20 protein-coding genes and 1 tRNA gene are annotated in these 22512 nt (G+C 40.3%); 6 read left to right on the forward strand and 15 right to left on the reverse strand.

Annotated features, from left to right (window positions below; all coding sequences use genetic code 11):
* Nucleotides 1-145: 145 nt before the first annotated feature.
* The gene (locus D3H64_RS00825; protein ID WP_233554856.1) at nucleotides 146-1318 is read right to left on the reverse strand and encodes an AI-2E family transporter; all 1173 of its coding nucleotides are present in this window, start codon (nucleotides 1316-1318) and stop codon (nucleotides 146-148) included.
* Nucleotides 1319-1447: 129 nt separating this feature from the next.
* Between D3H64_RS00825 and D3H64_RS00830 the strand changes: the two genes are divergently transcribed.
* A complete protein-coding gene (locus D3H64_RS00830) occupies nucleotides 1448-2491 on the forward strand; it encodes a lactonase family protein (RefSeq protein WP_121563881.1) in 1044 nt (347 codons plus the stop codon).
* Between the two features lie 341 nt (nucleotides 2492-2832).
* Here D3H64_RS00830 and D3H64_RS00835 read toward each other — a convergent pair whose 3' ends face one another.
* Entirely contained in the window at nucleotides 2833-3339 is a 507-nt protein-coding gene (locus tag D3H64_RS00835) for a PTS glucose transporter subunit IIA (protein ID WP_121563883.1), read from the reverse strand.
* Between the two features lie 239 nt (nucleotides 3340-3578).
* Between D3H64_RS00835 and D3H64_RS00840 the strand changes: the two genes are divergently transcribed.
* Nucleotides 3579-4397, forward strand: a complete 819-nt coding sequence (locus D3H64_RS00840) for an undecaprenyl-diphosphate phosphatase (protein ID WP_121563885.1) — start codon at nucleotides 3579-3581, stop codon at nucleotides 4395-4397.
* A gap of 84 nt (nucleotides 4398-4481) precedes the next feature.
* On the opposite strand, the gene D3H64_RS00845 is transcribed toward D3H64_RS00840, so the two are convergent.
* The 13 genes from D3H64_RS00845 to selD form a co-directional block, all read right to left on the reverse strand.
* Complete coding sequence (locus tag D3H64_RS00845; RefSeq protein WP_121563887.1) at nucleotides 4482-5630, reverse strand: aminotransferase class V-fold PLP-dependent enzyme; 1149 nt, start codon at nucleotides 5628-5630, stop codon at nucleotides 4482-4484.
* Between the two features lie 140 nt (nucleotides 5631-5770).
* Nucleotides 5771-5867, reverse strand: a tRNA-Sec gene (locus tag D3H64_RS10170).
* Between the two features lie 160 nt (nucleotides 5868-6027).
* Entirely contained in the window at nucleotides 6028-7179 is a 1152-nt protein-coding gene (gene grdD / locus D3H64_RS00850; protein WP_121563889.1) for a glycine/sarcosine/betaine reductase complex component C subunit alpha, read from the reverse strand.
* A gap of 15 nt (nucleotides 7180-7194) precedes the next feature.
* Complete coding sequence (gene grdC / locus D3H64_RS00855) at nucleotides 7195-8736, reverse strand: glycine/sarcosine/betaine reductase complex component C subunit beta (RefSeq protein WP_121563891.1); 1542 nt, start codon at nucleotides 8734-8736, stop codon at nucleotides 7195-7197.
* Nucleotides 8737-8811: 75 nt separating this feature from the next.
* Nucleotides 8812-9138, reverse strand: coding sequence for a co-chaperone YbbN (locus D3H64_RS00860; protein WP_121563893.1), 327 nt, complete (start codon nucleotides 9136-9138; stop codon nucleotides 8812-8814).
* A gap of 39 nt (nucleotides 9139-9177) precedes the next feature.
* Entirely contained in the window at nucleotides 9178-10143 is a 966-nt protein-coding gene (locus tag D3H64_RS00865) for an NAD(P)/FAD-dependent oxidoreductase (protein ID WP_233554857.1), read from the reverse strand.
* A gap of 96 nt (nucleotides 10144-10239) precedes the next feature.
* The gene (grdA, locus tag D3H64_RS00870; protein ID WP_121563895.1) at nucleotides 10240-10710 is read right to left on the reverse strand and encodes a glycine/sarcosine/betaine reductase complex selenoprotein A; all 471 of its coding nucleotides are present in this window, start codon (nucleotides 10708-10710) and stop codon (nucleotides 10240-10242) included.
* A 166-nt stretch (nucleotides 10711-10876) separates the two neighbouring features.
* Complete coding sequence (locus D3H64_RS00875) at nucleotides 10877-11788, reverse strand: selenium metabolism-associated LysR family transcriptional regulator (protein ID WP_158589181.1); 912 nt, start codon at nucleotides 11786-11788, stop codon at nucleotides 10877-10879.
* 448 nt (nucleotides 11789-12236) lie between these two features.
* A complete protein-coding gene (gene selA, locus D3H64_RS00880) occupies nucleotides 12237-13628 on the reverse strand; it encodes an L-seryl-tRNA(Sec) selenium transferase (protein ID WP_121563899.1) in 1392 nt (463 codons plus the stop codon).
* Between the two features lie 13 nt (nucleotides 13629-13641).
* Nucleotides 13642-15516: a selenocysteine-specific translation elongation factor gene (gene selB / locus D3H64_RS00885; protein ID WP_121563901.1), complete on the reverse strand. Its 1875-nt coding sequence runs from the start codon at nucleotides 15514-15516 to the stop codon at nucleotides 13642-13644.
* 103 nt (nucleotides 15517-15619) lie between these two features.
* Nucleotides 15620-15880: a DUF3343 domain-containing protein gene (locus tag D3H64_RS00890; protein ID WP_158589182.1), complete on the reverse strand. Its 261-nt coding sequence runs from the start codon at nucleotides 15878-15880 to the stop codon at nucleotides 15620-15622.
* 8 nt (nucleotides 15881-15888) lie between these two features.
* The gene (yedF, locus tag D3H64_RS00895; RefSeq protein ID WP_121563905.1) at nucleotides 15889-16512 is read right to left on the reverse strand and encodes a sulfurtransferase-like selenium metabolism protein YedF; all 624 of its coding nucleotides are present in this window, start codon (nucleotides 16510-16512) and stop codon (nucleotides 15889-15891) included.
* 233 nt (nucleotides 16513-16745) lie between these two features.
* Entirely contained in the window at nucleotides 16746-17783 is a 1038-nt protein-coding gene (selD, locus tag D3H64_RS00900) for a selenide, water dikinase SelD (RefSeq protein WP_121563907.1), read from the reverse strand.
* Nucleotides 17784-18111: 328 nt separating this feature from the next.
* On the opposite strand from selD, the gene D3H64_RS00905 reads away from it, so the two are divergent.
* The 4 genes from D3H64_RS00905 to D3H64_RS00920 all read left to right on the forward strand — a co-directional run bounded on the left by D3H64_RS00905 (nucleotide 18112) and on the right by D3H64_RS00920 (nucleotide 22384).
* A complete protein-coding gene (locus D3H64_RS00905) occupies nucleotides 18112-18504 on the forward strand; it encodes a GrdX family protein (protein ID WP_121563909.1) in 393 nt (130 codons plus the stop codon).
* A 42-nt stretch (nucleotides 18505-18546) separates the two neighbouring features.
* The gene (locus D3H64_RS00910; protein ID WP_121563911.1) at nucleotides 18547-19833 is read left to right on the forward strand and encodes a glycine/sarcosine/betaine reductase component B subunit; all 1287 of its coding nucleotides are present in this window, start codon (nucleotides 18547-18549) and stop codon (nucleotides 19831-19833) included.
* A 30-nt stretch (nucleotides 19834-19863) separates the two neighbouring features.
* Nucleotides 19864-21171, forward strand: coding sequence for a glycine reductase complex selenoprotein B (grdB, locus tag D3H64_RS00915; RefSeq protein ID WP_121563914.1), 1308 nt, complete (start codon nucleotides 19864-19866; stop codon nucleotides 21169-21171).
* Between the two features lie 403 nt (nucleotides 21172-21574).
* Nucleotides 21575-22384, forward strand: a complete 810-nt coding sequence (locus D3H64_RS00920) for a tetratricopeptide repeat protein (protein ID WP_121563916.1) — start codon at nucleotides 21575-21577, stop codon at nucleotides 22382-22384.
* The last annotated feature ends 128 nt before the right edge of the window (nucleotides 22385-22512 follow it).

The raw sequence follows: 22512 nt of genomic DNA on the forward strand, positions 1-22512 counted from the left end.
AAAGCTAGATCTTATCCTCTAACTTTAGGGGGTATTTGTTTAAAGTATTTTGCTATCAACTAGTCTCCTTGGATAGTTTTAGCAGATAAGCCCTCAAAAATCTATTTCTAAAGGCATGACTTTCCTGTATCCAAAGTAAATTTAACTAGGCATTTTCACCTTCATCAGCTGTTTCGCCTTCTGGGTGATATGCCCCAGAATATTGCTTGTACCACTCAAATATTTCAGTCACCACTACTTTAGCCACAGCATAACCAGGAATCCCCAATAAAAGGCCTAAGAAACCAAACATCTTTCCAGCTGCTAATAAGATAAACAAAATAGTCACTGGGTGGATGGATAAATTATTTCCTAAAACTAATGGAGAAATGATCCGGCCTTCTAGGGTTTGTTCGATCATAAAGACCACTAAAACCTTCACTAACATCATAGGGCTTGTCACTAAAGCAATAACTATAGCAGGAATCATCCCCACAAAACTTCCTAAATAAGGAATTATGTTCATCACACCAGCAAAAATCCCAATAACGGTTCCATAGTTTAAGCCGATAATCATATAGCCGATAATGAACATCACTGCTACACAGAAAGCGACCGTTAATTGACCAGAAATATAACGACTAATTTGCTCATGCATCTCCCTCAAAACTTTGCTAATGGATTCTCTTGATTTAGTTGGGAAAACTTTAACAACTGATGGCAAGATACGATCTTGGTCTTTTAAAAGATAGAAAAGAATGATTGGCATAGTAATCAAACCAACAATGGCTTCTGTCACTGCCCCTACAATGTTTCCAATAGAATTCACCGTCATGTTCAACAAGCTATTCAAACGTGAAGCAATATCTGAAGAAAACTTGTCATTCATTTGTGCCAATTGAGGTTGCAAAGCTTTCAGCCAATCACTATCGACTAAACGATTAATTTGTTCCACAAACGCATTGTAATAATTTGGCCAAGTGCGCACAAAATCCAAAATTTGCCCTTTTAATAAAGGGATCAAATAAGAAAAGAATAGAACAATGACTAATGTAGCAACCACTAAGGCAATCCAAATGCTGTATAGTCGCTTAAGTCCTTTTTTCTCTAAAAATCTCACCAAGGGATTCAAGATATAAAAGATGACCCCTGCAGTAATAACTGGAAAAGCAATAGTGCTAGCAAAGCCTAGAAGAGGGGTAAAGACAAAACTAATTTTCCGAAGCAAGAGAATGTTAATGGTGATCAAGAGGATAATCAATAAGACGGACACCATCTTATTATTAAAAAACCACCTCCATACCCAAGATTTCGCTGAATAATCATTTTTGGATGTCATCATGCCACTCCTTTCAAGTACTTATCCTTATTTTATCTTTTTGCTTAAATCGTGTAAACTAAAAGCAAAATAGCTTAAGAAAAAACAATAAGAAAACAGCTTGTCAAACTTTAAACTGGAGGCTCAATTATGCAAGATTTCACTGAAACTATTTATTTTGGTAGCTATACACGAGCAAGTAGCCAAGGTATCTATGAAGCTAGCTTTTATCAAGGGCAGCTCGAAAATATAAAAGTCTTGGCCTCACTTAAAAATCCCACTTATCTAGCTTTAGATAAAAAAGCTAACCGTCTGATCTCAGTTGCTGAACTTTCGAACAAATCAGGCTTAGCCGTCATCGATCTATTGCCAGAACATCGAGGAGAAATCCTGTCCTATCTGGAATATTCTGATCATGTCCCTTGCTATGTCAGTTACGACCCAGAAAATTCTCTCATTTACACTGCAAACTACCACGATGCTATCCTATCCGTCTTATCTTTAGGAAAAGATGGGCAAATACATTTGATCGACCAAGTGCAACATGTCGGTAAAGGCCCACACCCTAATCAAGAAAAGGCCCATATCCATTTTGCTTGCCCCCATCCCTTTACTGAAGGCATTTTATGTTGCGATTTAGGCAGCGATCTTATTAGCCACTACCGCTTAGACAAGGAAATGAAACTGACGAAAATAAGTGATCTCTCTCTAAAAGCTGGTTCTGGTCCTAGACATTTAGCTTTTCACCCACAAAGGAAAGTTGCCTACTTGCTATCAGAATTGACCAGTGAAGTGACAGTCTTGCCTTTTAATCTATCCACTTCTGCATTCCAAATTGCTTCTAGCTACTCCCTTCTTCCAGATAAGTGGACCGACTTCAATAGTGGGGCTGCTATCCATCTTTCTCAAGACGGACGTTTCCTCTACGCCTCTAACCGTGGCCATAATTCTATTGTCGTCTTTTCTATCTCCCCAGATGGCCTTTCTCTTAAAAAAATTCAATGTATTTCGAGTGGAGATGATTTTCCAAGAGACTTCCAACTTTCTATAGACAATCATTGGCTCATTTGTGGCCATCAAAAAGGTCTTACACGAATTTTCAAACGAGATCCCAAAACCGGCCTTCTAAAACTACTTCCAGATATTTATCCCATCCCAGAATGTGTCTGTGTTCTCCCTAGCCCTTTAGACTAGATAAAGGGACAATAAAAGCAAAGCTTCCCCTAGCCCTCTAGACTAGATAAAGGGACAATAAAAGCAAAGCCTCCTCTAGCCCTCTAGACTAGATAAAGGGACAATAAAGGCAATGCTTCCCCTAGTACTTAAGAGGAAAGCCCTTCAAACTTGAATGCCTTTCTCAAAGTTCGATTGCCCTAAGCTTAAATGAATCCCCATCAATAAAAGATCCAGCCCTCATTTGGCAAATCTGCTCATTTTCAACAAGAGCATCTCTATACTAGAGAACCTCACCATAGGGGCTGGATTATTCTATTGATCACAACTATTTCATTCAACATCTACTTAATCAAGTATCCTTATCGGGCTAATTCAATCTTGCCAATCTTTTCCTTTGCTGTAGAATCTCCTTGATGACTAATCGTATAGTCTTTGACCCGATTCATCGATGTGATCACAACAATGACCACATTGTCTTTTTTAGCTTCTTTAAGAGCTCTAAGATCCATAGTGGATAACAAGGTTTCAGGCGTAACCTTATCGCCTTCTTGCACATGATTTTCAAAAGGGGAGCCCTTTAATTCAGCTGTATTTACCCCCATATGCACCATCACTTCCAAGCCTTCTGGTGTTCTTATACCTAGCGTTTGTTTCGTTTGAAAAACACTGCTAATCGTTCCTGAAACCGGAGCATAAACCTTACCATCTGTCGGTTTCACCCCATAGCCATCCCCTATCAACTTCTCTGCAAAAACAGGGTCGGAAACTTTTCCTATAGGGATCACATACCCATTGACAGGTGCAAACAATTCAACAGGCCCTTTCTTCTCTGTAACCTTGACCACTCTTTTCAAAAACTCAAACATTAGTCTCACCCCTATCACTCTTACACTCTTATCATATAGGGGAAAAGCTCTTAAAACAACCCCTTTTGAAAGCGCATTTATTAAGATTTCTATCTATTTTCTTTTCCCGGTCTTTTCTTTATCCAAAACTTTTCGACCAGTTCATCAGGAATTTTCTTAACTTTATCTTCAAGTGGATAGTATTTACTTTCAAAATTCGATATACTAGCTTACGCAAATACACATGAAAGGTGAGTGCCATGACTTTAATTGAATGGTTAAAAATTGTTCTCATTGGAATTGTAGAAGGTATCACAGAATGGCTTCCCATCAGTTCCACAGGTCATATGATCCTAGTCAACGAATGGGTAAAGCTAGCTCTCAGGCCTGAATTCACAGAAATGTTCTTAGTGGTAATTCAATTAGCTGCTATCTTAGCTGTTGTCCTTGTCTTCTTCAAAAAATTAAATCCTTTTGACAAGGAAAAAGATCAAGCTGCTGCTAGAGAAACTTGGTTAACATGGGGGAAAATCATTGTAGGCTGCCTACCAGCTGGGGTATTCGGTCTTTTATTAGACGATTGGATGGATGCTCATCTCTATAATGCCTTTGTAGTAGCTATTACGCTTATTTTATATGGTGTCTTCTTCATTTTAATCGAAAACCGCTCTATTGGGAAAAAAGCTCTTTTCAATCACTTAGGAGAATTAAGCTTTAAAACAGCTTTCCTCATTGGTTGCTTCCAAACCCTGGCTCTTGTTCCTGGAACTAGTCGATCTGGTGCAACTATCCTAGGCGCCATGTTACTGGGTTGCTCGAGATATATTGCGACGGAGTATTCCTTCTTCCTCAGTGTCCCTATCATGTTTGGGGCAAGCTTCTTAAAACTCGTCAAATTCGGCTTCAATTTTACAGGATTAGAAATAGCTATTCTCCTATTCGGTTCCCTTATAGCTTTTATCGTCTCCTTAGTGGCTGTAAAATTCCTGCTTTCTTACATCAAAAATAACGACTTCAAGCCTTTCGGTTATTACCGTATCGTTTTAGGGGTTATCGTTCTTTTCAGCATGATCTTTTAAGTTTCAAAACATAGTCAATAACGCCAAGCCTTTGCTCCTTCAAGCAAGACTTGGCGTTTTTTCTTGTCATTCACAAAGACAGGCTTACTTCATTTGTCGATATTCTTCTGCTAAAGACCTCACTGCTTTGATTGCTTCTTCTACTTCTTCTTCGGTTGTAAAGTGGGAAAAGCTAAAACGAACAAGTCCTTGATCAACTGTCCCTAGTGCCTGATGCATAAGAGGAGCACAGTGACCACCAGATCTCGTGGCAATACCGAAATCTTCTAAAAGTCGATCCGACACTTCTGAGGAATCCCAGTCCCCTATATTAAGGGAAACGATCGGGCATTTATCTTTATTGAAATTCCCGTAAACTTTCACTTCTTCCATTTCCGTAACCGCTTGATAGAACTTATTCATCAGTTGCAATTCCTCTTGATGAATATTTTCTACCCCAATATTTAATATATATTCTACAGCTGCAGCTAATCCAGCTAATCCATGTCCATTTAAGGTACCTGCTTCTAAATGAGTCGGCATAGCTAAGGGTTGGTGAGGATTAAATGTTTCTACTCCTGTCCCACCAGACTTGAGCACGTCAATCGTTAAGCCTTTTCGGACATATAAACCACCAGTTCCTTGTGGTCCTAGAAGTGATTTGTGTCCTGTAAAGCAAAGTACATCTACCCCTAAATCTTGTACGTCAATTGGGATAGCTCCGGCTGACTGAGCCGCATCTAAAATCACTAAAATATTTCGACCGGCTAGCGCTTGGACAATTTCTTTAATAGGGTTAATGTTGCCTGTGACATTCGAAGCATGCGTTAAAACAAGGGCTTTTGTGTTCGGTTTAAGGGCTTTTAAAACATCTTCTGGACTTATACACCAGTCTTTTGACATCGGTAAATATGTGACCTCTACCCCTTTATCTTGTAAGTCATTTAAAGGGCGAATGACAGAATTATGCTCCATCACACTGGAAATCACATGGTCTCCAGGATGTAATAAGCCACGAATAGCTGTATTTAAAGCCTCTGTGACATTTAAGCTAAAGGCAATTTGCCTGGCATCCTCTCCATTAATTAGGGTGTTGATCTCTTCACGAGCAGAAAAAACCGTCCGAGCACTTTGAAGGGACTCATCCGTTGCCCCCCGACCTGCATTTCCTAAATGTTTCAAGGCATCTACCACTGCATCAATCACCACTTGAGGCTTGTGAACAGTAGTCGCTGCATTATCTAAATAAATCATCCATCCATCCTCCCTTCTGAACCTATTATAGCAAAGTTCCGCAAAAAGGAAGCGCACACATCTTCAAGCAGTGCTCCTTTTTACACAAAAACCCATCTTATCAACCTCAATTCAGTCAATAAGATGGGGTAAATTTCTCTTGGCGGGAACGTGTGAGAATCGAACTCACCCAAGAAGCTCCTAACTCCTCATACTAGTTTTGAAGACTAGAGGGCACACCAGAACCCATCCGCTCCCAAAAAGCACTTCATCATTATAGCATTTTTGAAAGCGTTCAGCAAGATCCCTTCTACTGTAAAGTCCCTTCTCTTTTTGTCTACTTTTTCTGCTAGCGCCAACATTATACCCCTATTCAAAAAGGGCGAGATGGTCACCCCGCCCTTCCATTCACTTTATATTACATAAAACCTGCTGCCTTCACGACTTCTTTTGCCTTTTCTTCATTGGCATCGGAAACTAAAATCACTGGCCCTGAACATCCCATACCAGACTCAGCATAAATGCCTTCTTTCCAAAGGGCTTTCACAGCTTCCTCTAGATCGAGAACATCGATGCCACTTAAAGAAGCTGTGACCACTTCTTTAGCTGGCGCTTTTACTTCTTCAACTGCAGTAGCTTTCGGTTGGAGGCTTTCTCTTACTTCTTCTAAACCTGCTGCTTTAGCCTCAGCATATTCCTTCTTAGCCACTTCAAGGACATTTCCTTTTGCGACTTGATAGCAATAACGCAATGCATTAGCTATAACAGGCGCTCCACTAGCACGAGAAACGATATTAATCACTCGATCATACCCATCCCCAATAGAAGGCCCGTAGCCATAACCACTTGTTTCATAATTCCCGCCTGATTGACTAGCTCCGAAAAGTTTCATCAAAATATTGCCTGTCAAGGTATCACAAACAACAACATCTGCTGAACCCATAATGAGGTCATTCCCTCGTAATATGACCCCACCATCACTCCGAGCACTTTCAGCAAAGTTAATATCGTAGCCCTTTTCAAAAAGTTGTCTCAAAGCTCTTTCAACAGCATTAGCCCCATCTACATTTAAAATACCCACTGTAGGATGACTAATCCCACAAGCTTTAGCTGCTGCAATCCCATTAATGGCATTGAGCACCATCGCTTCATTTCTTACTGTAGCGGTTGTCCCTGTTGTTGTTGCAATAAATATTTCTTTACCAAAGGCTGGAGCGATCACTCGACCGACTGTAGAAACACCAATAGGGAATGGATGGTGAAGGGTAACTGCCCCTTGAATCGTTCCATCTTCAATTAAAGCATCTAATTTATCCGTCACATCTTTTTCACATGTTGCCTCATAAAATTCAAAGTCATCTGTAAAGTCTTGCTTTTCACCGATGAGGACAAGATCGAATAGGTGTTCATTCCGAATAATCCTTGCCGCTTCTTTCATGACTTCAAAGCCATTTTCACTGCCGTTAATGGTCAAACCGATCTTGATCCTTCGACCCATTTCACCTGTTTCAAGAGCAGTGGCAATGTCTTCAAAGACCTCTTTAATGGTTGCTTTTACTTGATCTGACACTGTCCCACCTCCTGACTATTCAGCTAATGTTTGGGCAAAATTACGCATAGCATTAGCGACCTCAGCCTTAATTACTGTCTTCAAATCTTCGCTAACTCCAGCTTCTTCTTTTGCCATTTCTCCAGAGTTCCGTTCAATAATCACAGATACCCCGTCAAAGAGGTTGGTCATACGTCCTAGGAACAAGGATCCTTTCCCAACAATCATGACACGATTTTTATCCCCAGTGGTTAAATCATCTAAAGCAAAACCTAAATATGGTACCCCAGAAGGAATATGTCCTTGCGTTGGTGCCCAACCTGGAATAGCTTTTCTGTCAAGGAAATCTTTCAATTCTTTGCGTTCCATTTCTTTCCTGAGAACACCGATAGCCCCGATCATCTTCAAGTTGGCTGTTGGCACATCCCCTGCCCCTGCAGGTTTTGTAATATCTGGGTTTTGCATTTCAACAGAGTAAGCATCAATATCATTCACTGTTATCCCAGCTTTATCCAAGACTTTAGCCACCAAAGTGGTCATTACAGCTTGTGGACTAGCTCCTGAAGAAACCGTGTGTTTACCTACCAAGTCCGTTCTGACTACTGGATGAACCCCATCATTAGGGCCAAGCAAGAAGGCAACCCCAGCCACACAGTCTTCTAATACTGGCATGTCTTTATCCACATGAGATTTACCATTCATCCCTAATTTGGCTGTACAACCGCCTGCTACAACAGCTACCATACGATGCGTTTCTGCCCGAACTAAGGAAGCTGCAGTGATCAAGGCATGGGTAGGCGCTGCACAGAAACCACGAATATCTGAACCCGTCGCATTGGAACATCCAGCTAATTCAGCAATGGATTTAGCAAAGTTCCCACCGCCACGTTGGTTCATGTCCCCGCAAGCTTCTTCTGAACATTCGATAACATAATCAACTTCAGAAGGATCTACATGGTTATCTTTGAACATATGACGTAAAGCTAAGACACCAGAAGCTTTAACGACTAAGTTTTCGAGCATGACATGGGCGGATAAGTTGACATCAATTTCATGTGCTCTATTCACGCAACCAACTAATTTACCCTTGTAATAAAGTGGTTCAGAGGCATACTCATCCACATGCTTTTGAATATATTCCAAACTTTCAACCTGTTTGAGTTTTTCTACATCATCTTTATATAGTTCATGTTGAGCTAAAGCAGACTTAACTTCTTCAGCAAAAGATTCTTCCAAGAAGCAAGTTTCAAACACATCTGCTAGGCAAATCAAGCCATAAAACTCTAATTCTGGCATGATTTCCCCACGTTTACTGTAGCGTTTCCCTTCAACTTTTTCTTTCCACCATGGTTGTGGTAATGCTTTCAATTCTGAATAATGCATATTTTCAATATAAGTTTGGTTAGGGGCATAGTTCACCACTTCTTCGTAGGAACGGATGTGCTCTGGCAATTTCTTCAAGTACTCACTGTCAGGGTTCACTTGGCGCTCCACCGTTTGAGTTGTCCCATTTTGCATAATCATATCTGGCGTATGTGCCAATACATAGCTTGCTCCACGCAATGTTGCAAAATCCATATTTTATCCTCCTTATAAAGAAAAGGGATGACGGTTATCACGCTTTCCATCATCCCCAACGTCTTGAAACTCTCTCTATTGAAGATGTTTTTCAATCATCGCTTCAACATTTTCACGTGAAAGTGTTTCTTTAACTACTTCATCCACTTTTTCACCGTTCTTATAAATACCAATAACAGGTAGACCTAGAATACGTTGTTTGATGCAGAAACGACGGCAACCTTTTTGAGAGGTATTAAATTTATACATTGGCATTTTACCATCGTATTTCACAGCAATTTCTTCCATTGTCGGCATAAAGGCTTTACAAGCTGTACAAGCATCGCCCCACCAGTCTACCAATACTGGTCCTTCAACTTGAGATACTTTTTCTTCAAATGATTCTTTTGTTAATTCTTCCATTGTTCTTTCCCTCCAAATTTTTTTGACTATAAATAATTGTTAGGCCTCGTAATGTTCCACATAACGTTGAGCACTATGAGCTGCAATAGCCCCATCACCACACGCCGTAATAACTTGGCGCAAGCTCTTAGGACGAATATCTCCCGCTGCAAAAACACCTGGAATAGAAGTCTTCATATCAGCGTCAGATTCGATATAGCCCCAATCATTTAATGGGACTTTGCCTTTATAAATATCAGTAGAAGGAACATAGCCGATAAAGATGAAGACCCCAAATGTTCCATCTTCTTCATCAGCTGTAAAGGTAGTTACTTCGCCGGTCTTGGTATTCTTAATATCCATTTCTTCGACGATACCATCCCCACGAATTTCTTGAACAACGGAATCAAAAATGTATTCGACATTATCTTGTTTGTGAATGTTTTCGATGGCAATAGCATCGGCAGTCAACGTAGAAAGATTTTGAATTAAGGTAACTTTGCGAGCAATACCAGCTAACATCGTTGCTTCTTCAACAGCGGAGTTCCCTCCACCTACCACATAGACTTCCATGTCTTCGAAGAAAGCTCCATCACAAGTTGCACAGTAAGAAACACCCTTACCAGTGAGTTCTACTTCCCCAGGACAACCGATATGTCGTGGGCTGGCACCGTTTGCACAAATGATCGCTTTAGCTTCGTATACGTTTCCATTTTTGCAGGTCAGTTTCTTAACTTTGCCATCTACTTCTAGATCGCAAACATCTTCACCGACTTTAATTTCTGCCCCAAATTTTTTGGCTTGTTCCACCATACGATCCATCAATTCTGGACCACTTGGTTCGTCACCTTCTCCGTAAACAGCACCAGGGAAGTTAGCGATTTCATGTGTGATTGTAATTTGGCCACCTAATTTGGATTTTTCCAAGACTAGGACCTTGAGACGAGCACGAGCATTGTATAGAGCGGCTGTTAAGCCTGCTGGGCCCCCACCAATAATGATTACATCATAGATTGTATTACTCATTCCATCACCCCAAATTTTATTTACATAAATTAACTCGCCGGCATCAAGACTTGACGCCGGCGAGAGCTAATATATCTTCTTTTAAGTTGGCGCCGACTATTCTGCTAGTTCTTCACGGATATCGGTCATTTCTTGAATGATGTCATCCACATCAAGAACCATTTCCATCATCCCGATTTGTTCTTCATAAACATCAGGATCAACATATTCCTTGAATTCAGGTTCTAAAGCGTGATAGCATTCCAAATTCAATGCCACGTTTGTTAGTGGCCCAGCAAATGTTGGATCCCCGGCAATTACAGTTTCTGCAGCTAGACCAGCTGATTCAGCTTCTGATCCTCCTAGGATAACTACAACATTTTCAGCACCATATTTTTCAGCAGCTTCTTTAACTCTACGTTGGTTTTCCAAGTCCATGGCCCCTGCAGCCGTTCAGACAAAGCACTCCGTAGAAGAGAAGACAACCTCTGCTTTAGTACCCTTTAAGCATTCTTCAACAGCACTACCTGGGATACCGTCACGGTCACCAATGATGATAACTTTTTTACCATCTAGATTTAATGCCATCGTTCATTCCTCCCTCAATATAATGTCATTATAAAGGTAAGCGTTTTCTGACACTTTTCTTTACGCTTACATTATATCAAAAGCGGATTCATTGTCAATAAATCCAAACGATAAATAGGGGCTTATTTATAGCTTGTCAAGATTAAATATCTTTAATCTCTGTCTTTTAGCTGTTCCCCCTATCTGTTTTTTCAAAAAACTGTCTTAAAAATTCATAGAGCCTTTTTTGAGCTGTAGACCACATCATCCCCTTACGATAAGCTAGATAAAAGTGCCTTGTCGTTTGATATTGAGTTAATTCAAAGGCTAAGAGAGAGCCTCTATCAATTTCCCGTTGAACAGATAAGCGAGAAACAATTGATATCCCTAATTCTTTTTCCACTAAACGTTTCAAGACTTCTACGTCATTGACCGTAGCAATTTGATTCAACTCGTTCCTTGATAAGCCTAAAAGTTCAATAAAATGATTGGCCTCTCTTCCAGTCCCTGATCCAGATTCCCTCATAATCAATGGCCTACGTAATAATTGATTCGGCGCAATTTGTTGCTGCTTTAATTGCCTGTAAGATTGTGTATTCGGCGTCACAATAACTAATTGATCAGATAGCAACCTTTCAAAGGTCAATTCTTCATCCTCTGTTGTTGTTCCAACAATTCCCATATGGACAGATCCCTCTAATAATTGATCAATGATCGATTCGCTGTCCCCTTGAATAATATCTAATTTTATTTCGGGATAATGCTTATGAAAATACCCTAGCACATCTGGTAGCACATAAAGGGAAGGCACCGACGAAGCCCCTATGCGACACATTTGATGTTTCTCTCCGGAAAAAGTTTCTTGAATACCTCGAACCATGCGGGCAATCGAAACAGCATAGCGATAAAATTCATGTCCCTCCACTGTGATTGACAAGCGCTTAGTCGTCCGATTGATTAATTGCACGCCCAATTCGTCTTCTAATTGTTTGATATGCGTACTAACTGTCGGCTGGGTAATAGATAAAGCGTAGGCAGCAGCTGAAAAACTACCCGTTTCTACAATAGCAATAAATGTTTCAATTTGTCTTAAGTCCATGTCATTTGCCATCCTTAGTCTATTGACATTCGATATAAATCACAGGGAATGTCACTTTCAATTTAACACGTTTACACTTGCTATTCAACAGAAATTCTTTGTAAAAACAGTTTCTTGCTAATTCATTTTATTTATTCCACTTATAGATAAAAGGCTCATGAACTGCGGAAATCTGATCTAGCAAGCTCTGTAATTGAAATGTGTCAGCTAACCCTCCTATAAACTTTGGAAATGATAAAAAACCGACTTACTCTTAAAAGCTAAGTCGGTTTATATCTATTTATTCAGATTTTAGGGCTGCCATCCTTTTGTTAAAGAATGACTTTCTCCTTATGCCTTCCCTATAAAGAGCTGCTATTCCACTTGAAGCACAACAACAAAGGCTCGTTTAGCCCTAATTTCTCTTCTAAACTTTAGAAAAGAGTTTTTATAAAAAAGTCAACTTAGCCTAGTTTTTTCCTTCTACGATATGTAAAAGGGTCTCTACAATCACTTGATCTTGCCCTTTCAAAACTGTTCTTAAATCAAAGCATACAGCTCCATCCATAACCCGAGTAATGATGTGCGCTTCAGATAGACGTAAGGCTTTTTCTAATTCATCCTCACTCATTCCTTCTATCCGCAATAACAGCAAGCAAGTCGGCAGTTTCTCGATTGGATAAGCCCCTCCACCAACTTGAGAGCTTCCTTCTAAAAGTTCCCATTCTACTCCCTTGATATGTTTTGAGAGGGCTTGGCCTAATTTTTCTGCTTGATGCTTCACTTCTTCTTTTGTTTTCGCAATCATTTGTAATGTTGGTATCCTTTGCATGGCTTTTTTAGGATCACGGTAAAGATGGAGAGTAGCTTCTAAGCCTGCTAAAGTGACCTTGTCTGTCCGCAAAGCCCGTAAAAGCGGGAATTTTTTCAATTCATCTATATACTTCTTCTTCCCGACGATAACCCCAGCTTGAGGGCCACCCAGCAATTTATCCCCACTAAAGGATACCAAGTCATAATCCGCTTGAATCAATTCTTTAATCGTCGGTTCGTAAGAAAGTCCAAGAGGCTGCAGATCGATCAATAATCCCGAACCTAGATCATTAAATATAGGCAAATCATTTTCATGGGCAAGGGCAACCAAATCCTTATCACTTGGCGATTCAGTAAAACCAAGTACACGATAATTAGAGGTATGCACACGCAAGATAGCTCCTGTTTCCTCATTGATTCCTCTTTGATAGTCTGCCACTTTTACTTTGTTTGTCGCCCCAACTTCACGTAAAATAGCTCCACAAGATTCTATCACGTCAGGAATACGGAAAGAGCCCCCTATTTCAACGAGTTCTCCCCGAGAAATTAACACTTCTTTCCCCTTGGTTAAGGCGGTCATGTAAAGTAAAACTGCCGCTGCATTATTGTTGACGATCAGGGCATCTTCAGCACCGGTTAATTCCTTTAATAGATCTTGTACATGTTGGTAACGAGTTCCACGATGCCCGGCTTTTAAATCATATTCCAAATTCGTATATTGGGAAGCTGCCATTTGCACAGCTTCTTTAGCTTCATCAGCCAAGATAGCACGACCTAAATTAGTGTGCAAAACAGTTCCTGTCGCATTAATAGTTGCTTTCAGAGTAGGCTCAATCAATTGATCGAAGGCCTGTTTAATTTGCCCCAATAAATCTTCTAATGAAAAGTTCGTCACTTGTCCAGATAAAATAGCCTGTCTTGTCTCATCCAAGCCTTCTTTAATGGCTCTTTTCACTTCTTGGTGAGTAAAGCGTTCAATCAACACCTGCATTTCCTCACGTTTTAACAAGCTATCCACAGCCGGAAGTTGAGCTAAGAGTTTTTTCATGCTATATCCTCCCTTAACGTAAGACCCGTTTGTCCTCGATGCGTTTGGTCACACCTAGACGATCCAAATGTTCCAAAAAGGCGATCCCGTACTTGCGACTCGTTCCCATCATATCCCTAAATTCGCCTAAAGTGATGGCTCCATTTTGATTGATGTAAGCTTTCACTTTATTTAAAGCTTCTTCATAAACCCTATGATCTAACACAATCCGTCGATCGACTTGAATCAATTCTTTACCGAGCATCCGGTCATAAACCGCCTTTCGTATTGGATCATCTTGGATCAGTTCTTCAATGGATGGTGGCGTCATCCCTGCCTTTTGCATTTCCTTACTCATAGCTTCATGGACAGCCTTTTGTTCAGGACTATAATCCACGTTAAATGAAGATAAACGAATCAGTTCCGCCGAAATAACCACTTGCTCTCTATCTTGCAAAATTTTCAAAATAGCATCTACATCTCTAGGATCGATTTTTTTAAACTGCGACCTAAATTCTCCTAAAGGCATCCCCGGTTGTAAAGGATGGGTCTGATGGAAGTTGGCCAGAGTTTCTGTCATACTCCTTGTCATTTTATCCAAAGTTTCTTCTGACAAATACAAAGCCCCAACAGCCACTAATTCTCCTTTATCAACCATTTCTGAAACCATTTTCTTCACATCTTTTAGCGGTAGGTTCAAATAATCCGCCATATCTTTCGTACTGGTCAAGCCATGGGTTCTTCTAGATAAAAAGTCTAATAAAATATCGCTAGTTTCACCCGTTTCTTTAAGTTCCAGACTTTCGATCACTTCTTCATTATAGCGTTTATGCTTTTTCGGTTTAGGATCTAATACAACCCCTCCCCCAATAGTGATCACTGGAGAATAGGCTCGAACGATAAAACGATCGTCTTTTTTCACTGCTACTACTTCTTCTAAGCGTAATTGAGCCAATTCAGATTGACCTGGCCTTATGCGATCTACCCCTATTGGTACCACTCGAGCTAAGACTTCTCTAGTCCCAATATGCACATGCAGTCGATCCCACAACTCAATAGCTTGCGTTTGAGATTTCAAACATGTCAAGCGTACATCTAACATGTAAGATAGGTCTAAATGCCCTGCCGTTAGGACATCCCCTCTTTTGACATCTTCTAGTCTCACCTTGGTCAAATTAATTGCCGTACGATTGCCCGCGTGAGCTTTTACTTGATCAGCTTCATGGATTTGTATATTTCTGATTTTGCTTTTAATTCCTGCTGGGTAAATAGTAATGTCCTCACCCACTTCTAAAGGCCCATCCAGCAAAGTACCAGTGACCACTGTCCCGACACCCTTAACGGAAAAAGCCCTATCAATATTTAAACGCCCAGGTAATTCTTTCTGACTATAGACAGAATCACTTCTGGCTTGATCAATTAAATCTAATAATTCGTCAAGGCCAATCCCTTCAACAGCATCTGTTCTTACAATGTCTGCGCCCTCTAAAGCTGTCCCTTTAAATTGTTCTTTAATATCTTCTTCAACAATACTGATTAAATCAGGATCTGCCTGCCCTACTTTAGTGAGAACAATAATATAATCTTTCACACCTAATAATTCCAAAATAGCCGCATGCTCTCTTGTTTGAGGCATGATCCCCTCATTCACATCGATAACCATCAACACCAAGTCAATCCCTGCTACTCCAGCTAGCATATTTTTAATAAACTTCTCATGACCAGGAACATCCACAATGCCAACTCGTTCTCCGCTTGGCAAATCTAAATAAGCAAAGCCTAGATTAATCGATAAACCTCTTTGCTTTTCTTCTCTCGTTGTATCCGTATCTATACCCGTCAAGGCTCGAATTAATGTTGTCTTCCCATGATCAATGTGGCCAGACGTTCCAATAACGAAATTTTTCATTCTAGAGCTTTCCTCCTCTACCAAAGCCAAAAGCCTTATTTGCTAGAAAAAAAGGAAAAGGAGCGCCTACCCATCATCACTTTTTGGGCAAGCACTCCTTTACTTAGTCATCTTTTACCGGGGTGAAGTGCTTTCGACCATTTTCCGTGGTCACTTGGAAAATACTGCGATTAACAAGTTTTTCCCTTTGGATCAATTCCATTAGCCGATCGTAATCTTCTCCTCGTGCTTTTAAGGTTAATCCACAGCCCGCAGAAATATGTTCTGGTGTTGGAATTAGTCGAGCTTTTATTTGAGCTTCCTTAACTAAATTTTCACACCGAATGGCATCATGCGTGCTATCAAAGGCAATATATAAATCCATCATATGGCTTATGGCCGAACAACTCGGTTAGCTTTTCGCAGTTGTTCCAATACAGCGTAGAGATTCGTAATCGAACCCACTTGCAATTTTTCAGTCAAGCCGAAGAAGTTCAAGCAGAGCCCACAAGATTGAATTTCTACCCCACGCTCTTCTAAGCTCTTCAAGTCTTCTAAGCTTTCTGAGCCTTCAGTGGTTAATTTAACCCCACCATTGTAGAAAAGAATCTTATCTGGTAAAACATCTTGTTCCGTCAAGGCGTAGATGAAACCCTTAATCAATTGTTTCCCTAATTCATCATCCCCTTGACCCATGCGATCAGTAGAAATAGCCACAACATAGGATTGATCTTTGTGGTGAGTCGCAGCGAGTTTGATGTCTTCTTCATCCATTTCATAGGTATCCAGTTGTTCTACACTAGATTCCTTAGCTTTTTGAATGTGCACATGATATGCCCCATCTTTTTTCTCAGTAGAATGGGTATAACCTAATTGTTTGGCCATCTTTTCAAGATTTTGGGCTGAAATTTCATTATCCACCAAAACGGTCACATCATCTACTTCACGCAAAGCTTTCTTCGCTTTAATCACAGGAATTGGGCATAATTGCCCTAAAGCATCAACTGTTTTAGACATCTCAACTTCCTCCTTATTCCTAACAATTCGTCTACCCCTCTATTATAGTCACTTTTTAAGAAGTATGTAAGCCTATTCGCCATTTTTCATAAAAGGGGTTCCAATAACTAGCCATTTATCCTAAAAATACTTCTTCTTTCAAAAAACTACTATTTTAAAAAGACTTCTATTTATCAGCAAAACTCTTCTTTAACCAAGCTTCTCTTTGTCACGACTTCTATTAGGCAAGACTCCTATTTTTCAATAATGATGGCCTTATCTTCCCTTGCCACGACATGACCAATCAAGTGGCCAAAGATTCCCCTCTCATGCAAGGCTTCTAAAGCAGCATCTGCTTGATCACTTGGTAAGCTAAACAATAAGCCCCCTGATGTTTGTGGGTCAAATAATATTTCTTCCAGCGGGAAATCATCCACTTCAAATTGGATATGATCACTGAGATAGTTGCGATTACGCTGACCTCCAGCAGTGATCAAAAATTCACTAGCACAACGATAGGCTTCTTTGATATAAGGAATTTGACTTGCTTTTAAACGAGCTGTAAAAGCTTCATTCATCATTTCATTTAAGTGCCCTAACAAACCAAAACCTGTGACATCTGTACAAGAATGCACAGGGAATTTTTTCATGACTTCTGCCGCATATTTGTTTAAAGTTGTCATGTATTTCACTGCTTCATCAAAAGCTTCTTGACTTGTTTCGCCAACACTATAGGCAGTTGTGACAATCCCTACACCAAGTGGTTTAGTCAGAATAAGTGCATCCCCTTCTTGACTCGTATTATTCATCCATATCTTATCCGGGTGAACGATACCAGATACACTTAAGCCATATTTAGGTAAGGAATCATGGATAGAGTGCCCACCAGCTAAAACTGCCCCAGCTTCATGAACTTTTTCCGTACCACCCTTTAATATTTTGCTCAAAGCAGAAAAACCCTTCTCTTCAGGATAGGCCACAATGTTTAAGGCATTGATCACTTCACCACCCATGGCATAAACATCTGAAAGGGCATTAGTCGCTGCAATTTTCCCAAACAAATACGGATCTGAAACCATAGTTGGGAAAAAATCCAGGGTTGAAATCAAAGCTAAGTCATCTGTTAATTTATATACCGCCGCATCATCAGTCGAGTCATAACCAACGAGTAAATTCGGATCTTCCTTCTTGGGTAGTTCTTTTAATAAGTTAGATAAATTTCCTGGCCCAATTTTCGCATTACAACCCCCGCAGATAAATAATTCATCAGACTTTATCGTATCTTTTGCCATTAGACACACTCCTTCATTCCATACAGGGAATTCATTCAATTTTTACATACATTCTGGGCTTAGGATAGCACTTTCCCCTAAAAGTCTCAACAGATAGAAATGAGCTATTAATAATTTGAATAAACCTTCAGGGAAAGTTTCCCCCTCATCAATAAATTAATTGATTCTGAAAGCGATTGTGTTACAATCAAATTAGCAAGATTTTGAAAAAAAGAGAGGTCGATACTTATGTTTTTAGGCTGGAAAGGAAGACGTGCACGCTGACCAAGTCCTCATGACAAGTTTGTTCAGGAGTTTTTTGTAAGCGCGTTAATTCGCAAGGAGACTTATGCTGATAATAACCAACAATCCTCTAGTTAAAGAAAAGTTAATCGATCGCAATATTTATTTTGTGGAAGGTGAATATGGTGATGTCTTAGAAGAAGTTAGACGCCAAATCGTCGACAAGCGCCTAGTCCTTCTCACCCATCCCTTAAGCGGTAGCATCAAGCCAAATGAAACCTATTACAAATCCGTGATGCTTACTAGCAAAAAAGACCCTGCCATTGACATGGACAGTCTAGAAATGATTGAACATTCAATAGCCGTCTATGAAAAATTTATTAAGAGTAAACGCCGGCCACAATGGACCGAAAGAGTATTGCGTGATTTTGCTTTGATTGACTATGATTTAATTCAGGGTGCACTGTCGCGGATGCAAATTCCGCCGACCTATTTATAACCCTACTAGATAGGGCAATACCACATAAGAGGTGATTACTAAATGAAACTTGAATTAGCTAATATTCATATTAAAGATGTTCAATTAGCAGACGAGTCAAAAATCGCCGACCACGTTCTTTATTTGAAAGAAGACGATATTAAAGAATTGGTGTTGGAGGATGACCGCTTTACTAGCGCTTCCGTCGAAATTGCTAAACCAGGTGAAAGTACACGGATCACACCAGTTAAAGACGTCATTGAACCTCGCTACAAAGTTGAAGGAAATGGTGGCGTATTCCCAGGTGTTGTCAATAAAGTTGGCACTGTGGGCGAAGGAAGAACCAATTGCTTAAAAGGCTGCGCTGTTGTCACAGTTGGGAAAATTGTCGGTTTCCAAGAAGGGATCATCGACATGTCTGGTCCTGGCGCAGACTATGCTCCATTCTCCAAGCTGAACAATATCTGCTTAGTTGTTGAACACGTAGATGACCTTGAAAAACACAGCTATGAAGAAGCTTTACGTCTGGCTGGTTTACGTGTCGCCAAATTTATTGGTTCCCTTTCTAAGGATGTTGAAGCTGATGAAGTCGAAACATTTGAAACCAAAACTTTCGTCGATCAAATGAATGAATACCCTGATTTGCCACGTGTAGGTTATGTCTACATGTTACAAACCCAAGGGCTCTTGCACGACTCCTATCTCTATGGGACAGACGTGAAACACATTGTTCCAACCTTGCTCTACCCTACTGAAGTTATGGATGGGGCTATTGTAAGCGGTAACTGTGTATCTGCGTGTGACAAAAACACTACTTACCACCACTTGAACAACCCTGTTATCCGTGCCCTTTATGAACACCACGGAAAAGATCTTAACTTCATGGGCGTTATCGTTACCAATGAAACAGTTTACCTCGCTGACAAAGAACGTTCTTCAGACATGACCAGTAAGTTAGCTGAATTCCTTGGTTTAGACGGTGTTATCGTCACACAAGAAGGATTCGGTAACCCAGATACTGACTTGATCATGAACTGCAAGAAGATCGAAAAGAAAGGGATCAAGACTGTCATCGTTACGGATGAATACGCCGGTCGTGATGGCGCTAGCCAATCCCTCGCCGATGCTGACCCACTAGCTGATGCCGTTGTTACAGGTGGGAATGCTAACGAAGTCATTGTTTTACCAAAAATGGATCGTGTCATCGGTTGCTACGACTTCGTAGACGTTATCGCCGGTGGTTTCGATGGTTCTTTGAAAGACAATGGAGAAATTGAAGCAGAAATCCAAGTCTTAACAGGGGCAACCAACGAACTTGGCTTTAACGTGATGTCCGCTAAGGGTGTCTAGGATTTCTTCTAAAGGAGGTAAGATCTGAAGATGAGTAAAATTCGTGTAGTACACTATATCAACCAATTCTTTGCTGGGATTGGTGGGGAAGAAAAAGCTGACACTAAGCCATTTAAACAAGATGGCCCTGTCGGCCCTGGTACAGCCTTTGCTAAAAAGTTACCAGAAGATATGGAAATTGTCGGAACTGTCGTTTGTGGGGACTCCTACTTTAACGAAAATGTAGATACTGTTCTCCCAGAAGTTCTTGACATGATCAAATCCTATGAACCAGATGCTGTTCTTGCTGGTCCTGCCTTTAATGCCGGTCGTTATGGGATGGCCGCTGGTGCCGTTACTTCTGCTGTCATTAAAGAACTTGGCATTCCTGCTGTAACAGGGATGTATGAAGAAAACCCAGGGACAGATATTTATAAGAAAGTTGCCTACATTGTGCCAGTTGGGAACTCTGCTGCTACCATGCGTAAAGCGATCAAACCAATCGCCGCTTTACTATCTAAACTCGCTCATGGAGAAGCTGTTGATCCTGAAACAGACAACTACTTTGTTCGTCATCGGGCTAATTTCTTCACAAACAAACCAGGTGCTGTCCGTGCCGCTGAAATGTTAGTGAAAAAATTAAATGGTGAAGCTTTCGTTACAGAATATCCAATGCCTGATTTCGATAAAGTTGACCCTGAACAAGCTGTTCCAGACCTTTCTAAGGCCAAGATTGCCTTAGTAACATCTGGTGGTATCGTACCTAAAGGCAACCCAGATCATATCGAATCATCCTCTGCCTCTAAATTCGGTCGTTACTGCATTGATGGTGTTGAAGACCTAACAGAGGAAACTTATGAAACAGCTCACGGTGGTTATGACCCATCTTACGCTAATGCTGATGCCGACCGCGTTCTTCCAGTGGATGTTATCCGTGAAGAAATTCGTGAAGGCAAGATTGGTGAACTCTATCCTTACTACTTCGCTACTGTAGGGAATGGGACTGCCGTTGCTAGTGCTAAAAAATATGGTCACGCTATTGGGGAAGAATTAAAAGAAAATGGAGTCGACGCCGTTATTTTAACTTCCACCTGAGGGACCTGCACACGTTGCGGTGCAACGATGGTCAAAGAAATTGAAAAGACAGCTGGAGTTCCAGTTGTTCATATGTGTACTGTTGTTCCAATCTCTCAAACAGTTGGGGCTAACCGTATTGTCCCTACCATTGCTATTCCTCACCCATTGGGGAACCCAGCATTGAGTAAAGAAGACGAATACAAACTTCGTAAACATCTCGTTGAAAAAGCAATGAAAGCTTTGGAAACTGAAGTGAGCGAACAAACTGTTTTCGAAGATTAATTATTAAGAACATCAGTCTTTCAATTCGGTCCTGTCAGACTGAAAAAACAAAGAAGCTGTCGTCCGTGTGGCGACAGCTTTTTTTGTTTTGTAGAAAATTATTTGTAGCAAAACCGTTCTGCTATAGTAAGATGTCGATAGCCAGGTACATTTAAAGATACATTCCCTCAAAATTTATCCAATGCTCAAAAAAGGTATTGTCAATTATTTTACATCTACTTCTAAAGAGTTTACTTAGCCCATTTCCTTGCCCAGAAACTTGTATATGTATAATATTTATGAGTAATAGACAAAGTAGTTAAAAAGAAAAGAGACTTTACACGATCTCTAGATGAAAAACTGCCCCAAAACGTTTACAATAAACTTACTACAAAAAATTTTACTGATAGAATAGGAGGTCTTTATGGATCACGAATTTCTCGACCATCGTCAATTATATTCCCTACTCATGGACGCCCAATACCCCTTTTCTAGCTATCCAGCTATTAATCAACTTATTCTCGAAAATACTGATGATGAAAAGGAGGAAGTCACCTGTCCACCAATAGCATTTGCCACTAAATTACTTTCAACAGAACCAGGCCAATATTTACCCGACTATTTCTTCCCCATCTTGGATAAAATTTTGCGTGATGCCTACTACCAATTAGGAGAAAAAGAAGCTGTCTATCAATTGGCCATCTTGTATTACTATCCTCGTTATAAGCATGTGAATCTAGAAAAGGCTTTTAAATATGCCCAACTCGCTGCCAAAGAAGGGCTTTTCCACGGCAACAGCTTACTCGGTTATTTCTACCTCCATGGCATTGGTTGTTCATTAGATTACAATAAAGCCTTTCTACAGCTCAGTAAGGGAGCTTATGTCAGAGACCCCCTTGCACTTTATAGTTTGGCTGACATGTATAAATATGGTTATTGTTTTCCAGTTGATCTTCCGGTCGCTTACGCTCTTTATAACAACGCTAAGGAAGCCATGACAGAGAATGAAGATTTTTCCTACGCCTCTGAAATTTCCTATCGTTTAGTAGACCTTTCTATAAACTATGCATTTGAAGCAGAAGCCGATCCTTTCGACCTGTTGAACCTTATCCAAGAAGCCGAATATTACTACTATCGCAAACGTTTCTTCAAACGACCAGTGGAAGAGGGTTTATTAGAGAACATTCTAGAAGCTAGAAAAAAACTTACTGCCTTCATTGAAAATCTCTTTTAAACAAAACCGATCAAAAAGTGCCTCCTTAGCTAAAAAAGGGAACTTCTCTCAAGCAAAAAATATTCTCCTTTCGAAGCAACTTATCTCATCTTTTTGAAAAATAAGTCCTATATTTGTCTAGAAGAAGC

The organism is Atopobacter sp. AH10 (genome assembly GCF_003664595.1).
Lineage (GTDB): Bacteria > Bacillota > Bacilli > Lactobacillales > Aerococcaceae > Atopobacter.

Excerpts from the sequence above, each read along its gene's own strand:
- D3H64_RS00825 (WP_233554856.1), bottom strand. The coding sequence starts at position 1,318 with ATGACATCCAAAAATGATTATTCAGCGAAATCTTGGGTATGGAGGTGG.
- D3H64_RS00830 (WP_121563881.1), top strand. The coding sequence starts at position 1,448 with ATGCAAGATTTCACTGAAACTATTTATTTTGGTAGCTATACACGAGCA.
- D3H64_RS00835 (WP_121563883.1), bottom strand. The coding sequence starts at position 3,339 with ATGTTTGAGTTTTTGAAAAGAGTGGTCAAGGTTACAGAGAAGAAAGGG.
- D3H64_RS00840 (WP_121563885.1), top strand. The coding sequence starts at position 3,579 with ATGACTTTAATTGAATGGTTAAAAATTGTTCTCATTGGAATTGTAGAA.
- D3H64_RS00845 (WP_121563887.1), bottom strand. The coding sequence starts at position 5,630 with ATGATTTATTTAGATAATGCAGCGACTACTGTTCACAAGCCTCAAGTG.
- grdC (WP_121563891.1), bottom strand. The coding sequence starts at position 8,736 with ATGGATTTTGCAACATTGCGTGGAGCAAGCTATGTATTGGCACATACG.
- D3H64_RS00860 (WP_121563893.1), bottom strand. The coding sequence starts at position 9,138 with ATGGAAGAATTAACAAAAGAATCATTTGAAGAAAAAGTATCTCAAGTT.
- D3H64_RS00865 (WP_233554857.1), bottom strand. The coding sequence starts at position 10,143 with ATGAGTAATACAATCTATGATGTAATCATTATTGGTGGGGGCCCAGCA.
- D3H64_RS00875 (WP_158589181.1), bottom strand. The coding sequence starts at position 11,788 with ATGGACTTAAGACAAATTGAAACATTTATTGCTATTGTAGAAACGGGT.
- selA (WP_121563899.1), bottom strand. The coding sequence starts at position 13,628 with ATGAAAAAACTCTTAGCTCAACTTCCGGCTGTGGATAGCTTGTTAAAA.
- selB (WP_121563901.1), bottom strand. The coding sequence starts at position 15,516 with ATGAAAAATTTCGTTATTGGAACGTCTGGCCACATTGATCATGGGAAG.
- D3H64_RS00890 (WP_158589182.1), bottom strand. The coding sequence starts at position 15,880 with ATGGATTTATATATTGCCTTTGATAGCACGCATGATGCCATTCGGTGT.
- yedF (WP_121563905.1), bottom strand. The coding sequence starts at position 16,512 with ATGTCTAAAACAGTTGATGCTTTAGGGCAATTATGCCCAATTCCTGTG.
- selD (WP_121563907.1), bottom strand. The coding sequence starts at position 17,783 with ATGGCAAAAGATACGATAAAGTCTGATGAATTATTTATCTGCGGGGGT.
- D3H64_RS00905 (WP_121563909.1), top strand. The coding sequence starts at position 18,112 with ATGCTGATAATAACCAACAATCCTCTAGTTAAAGAAAAGTTAATCGAT.
- D3H64_RS00910 (WP_121563911.1), top strand. The coding sequence starts at position 18,547 with ATGAAACTTGAATTAGCTAATATTCATATTAAAGATGTTCAATTAGCA.
- D3H64_RS00920 (WP_121563916.1), top strand. The coding sequence starts at position 21,575 with ATGGATCACGAATTTCTCGACCATCGTCAATTATATTCCCTACTCATG.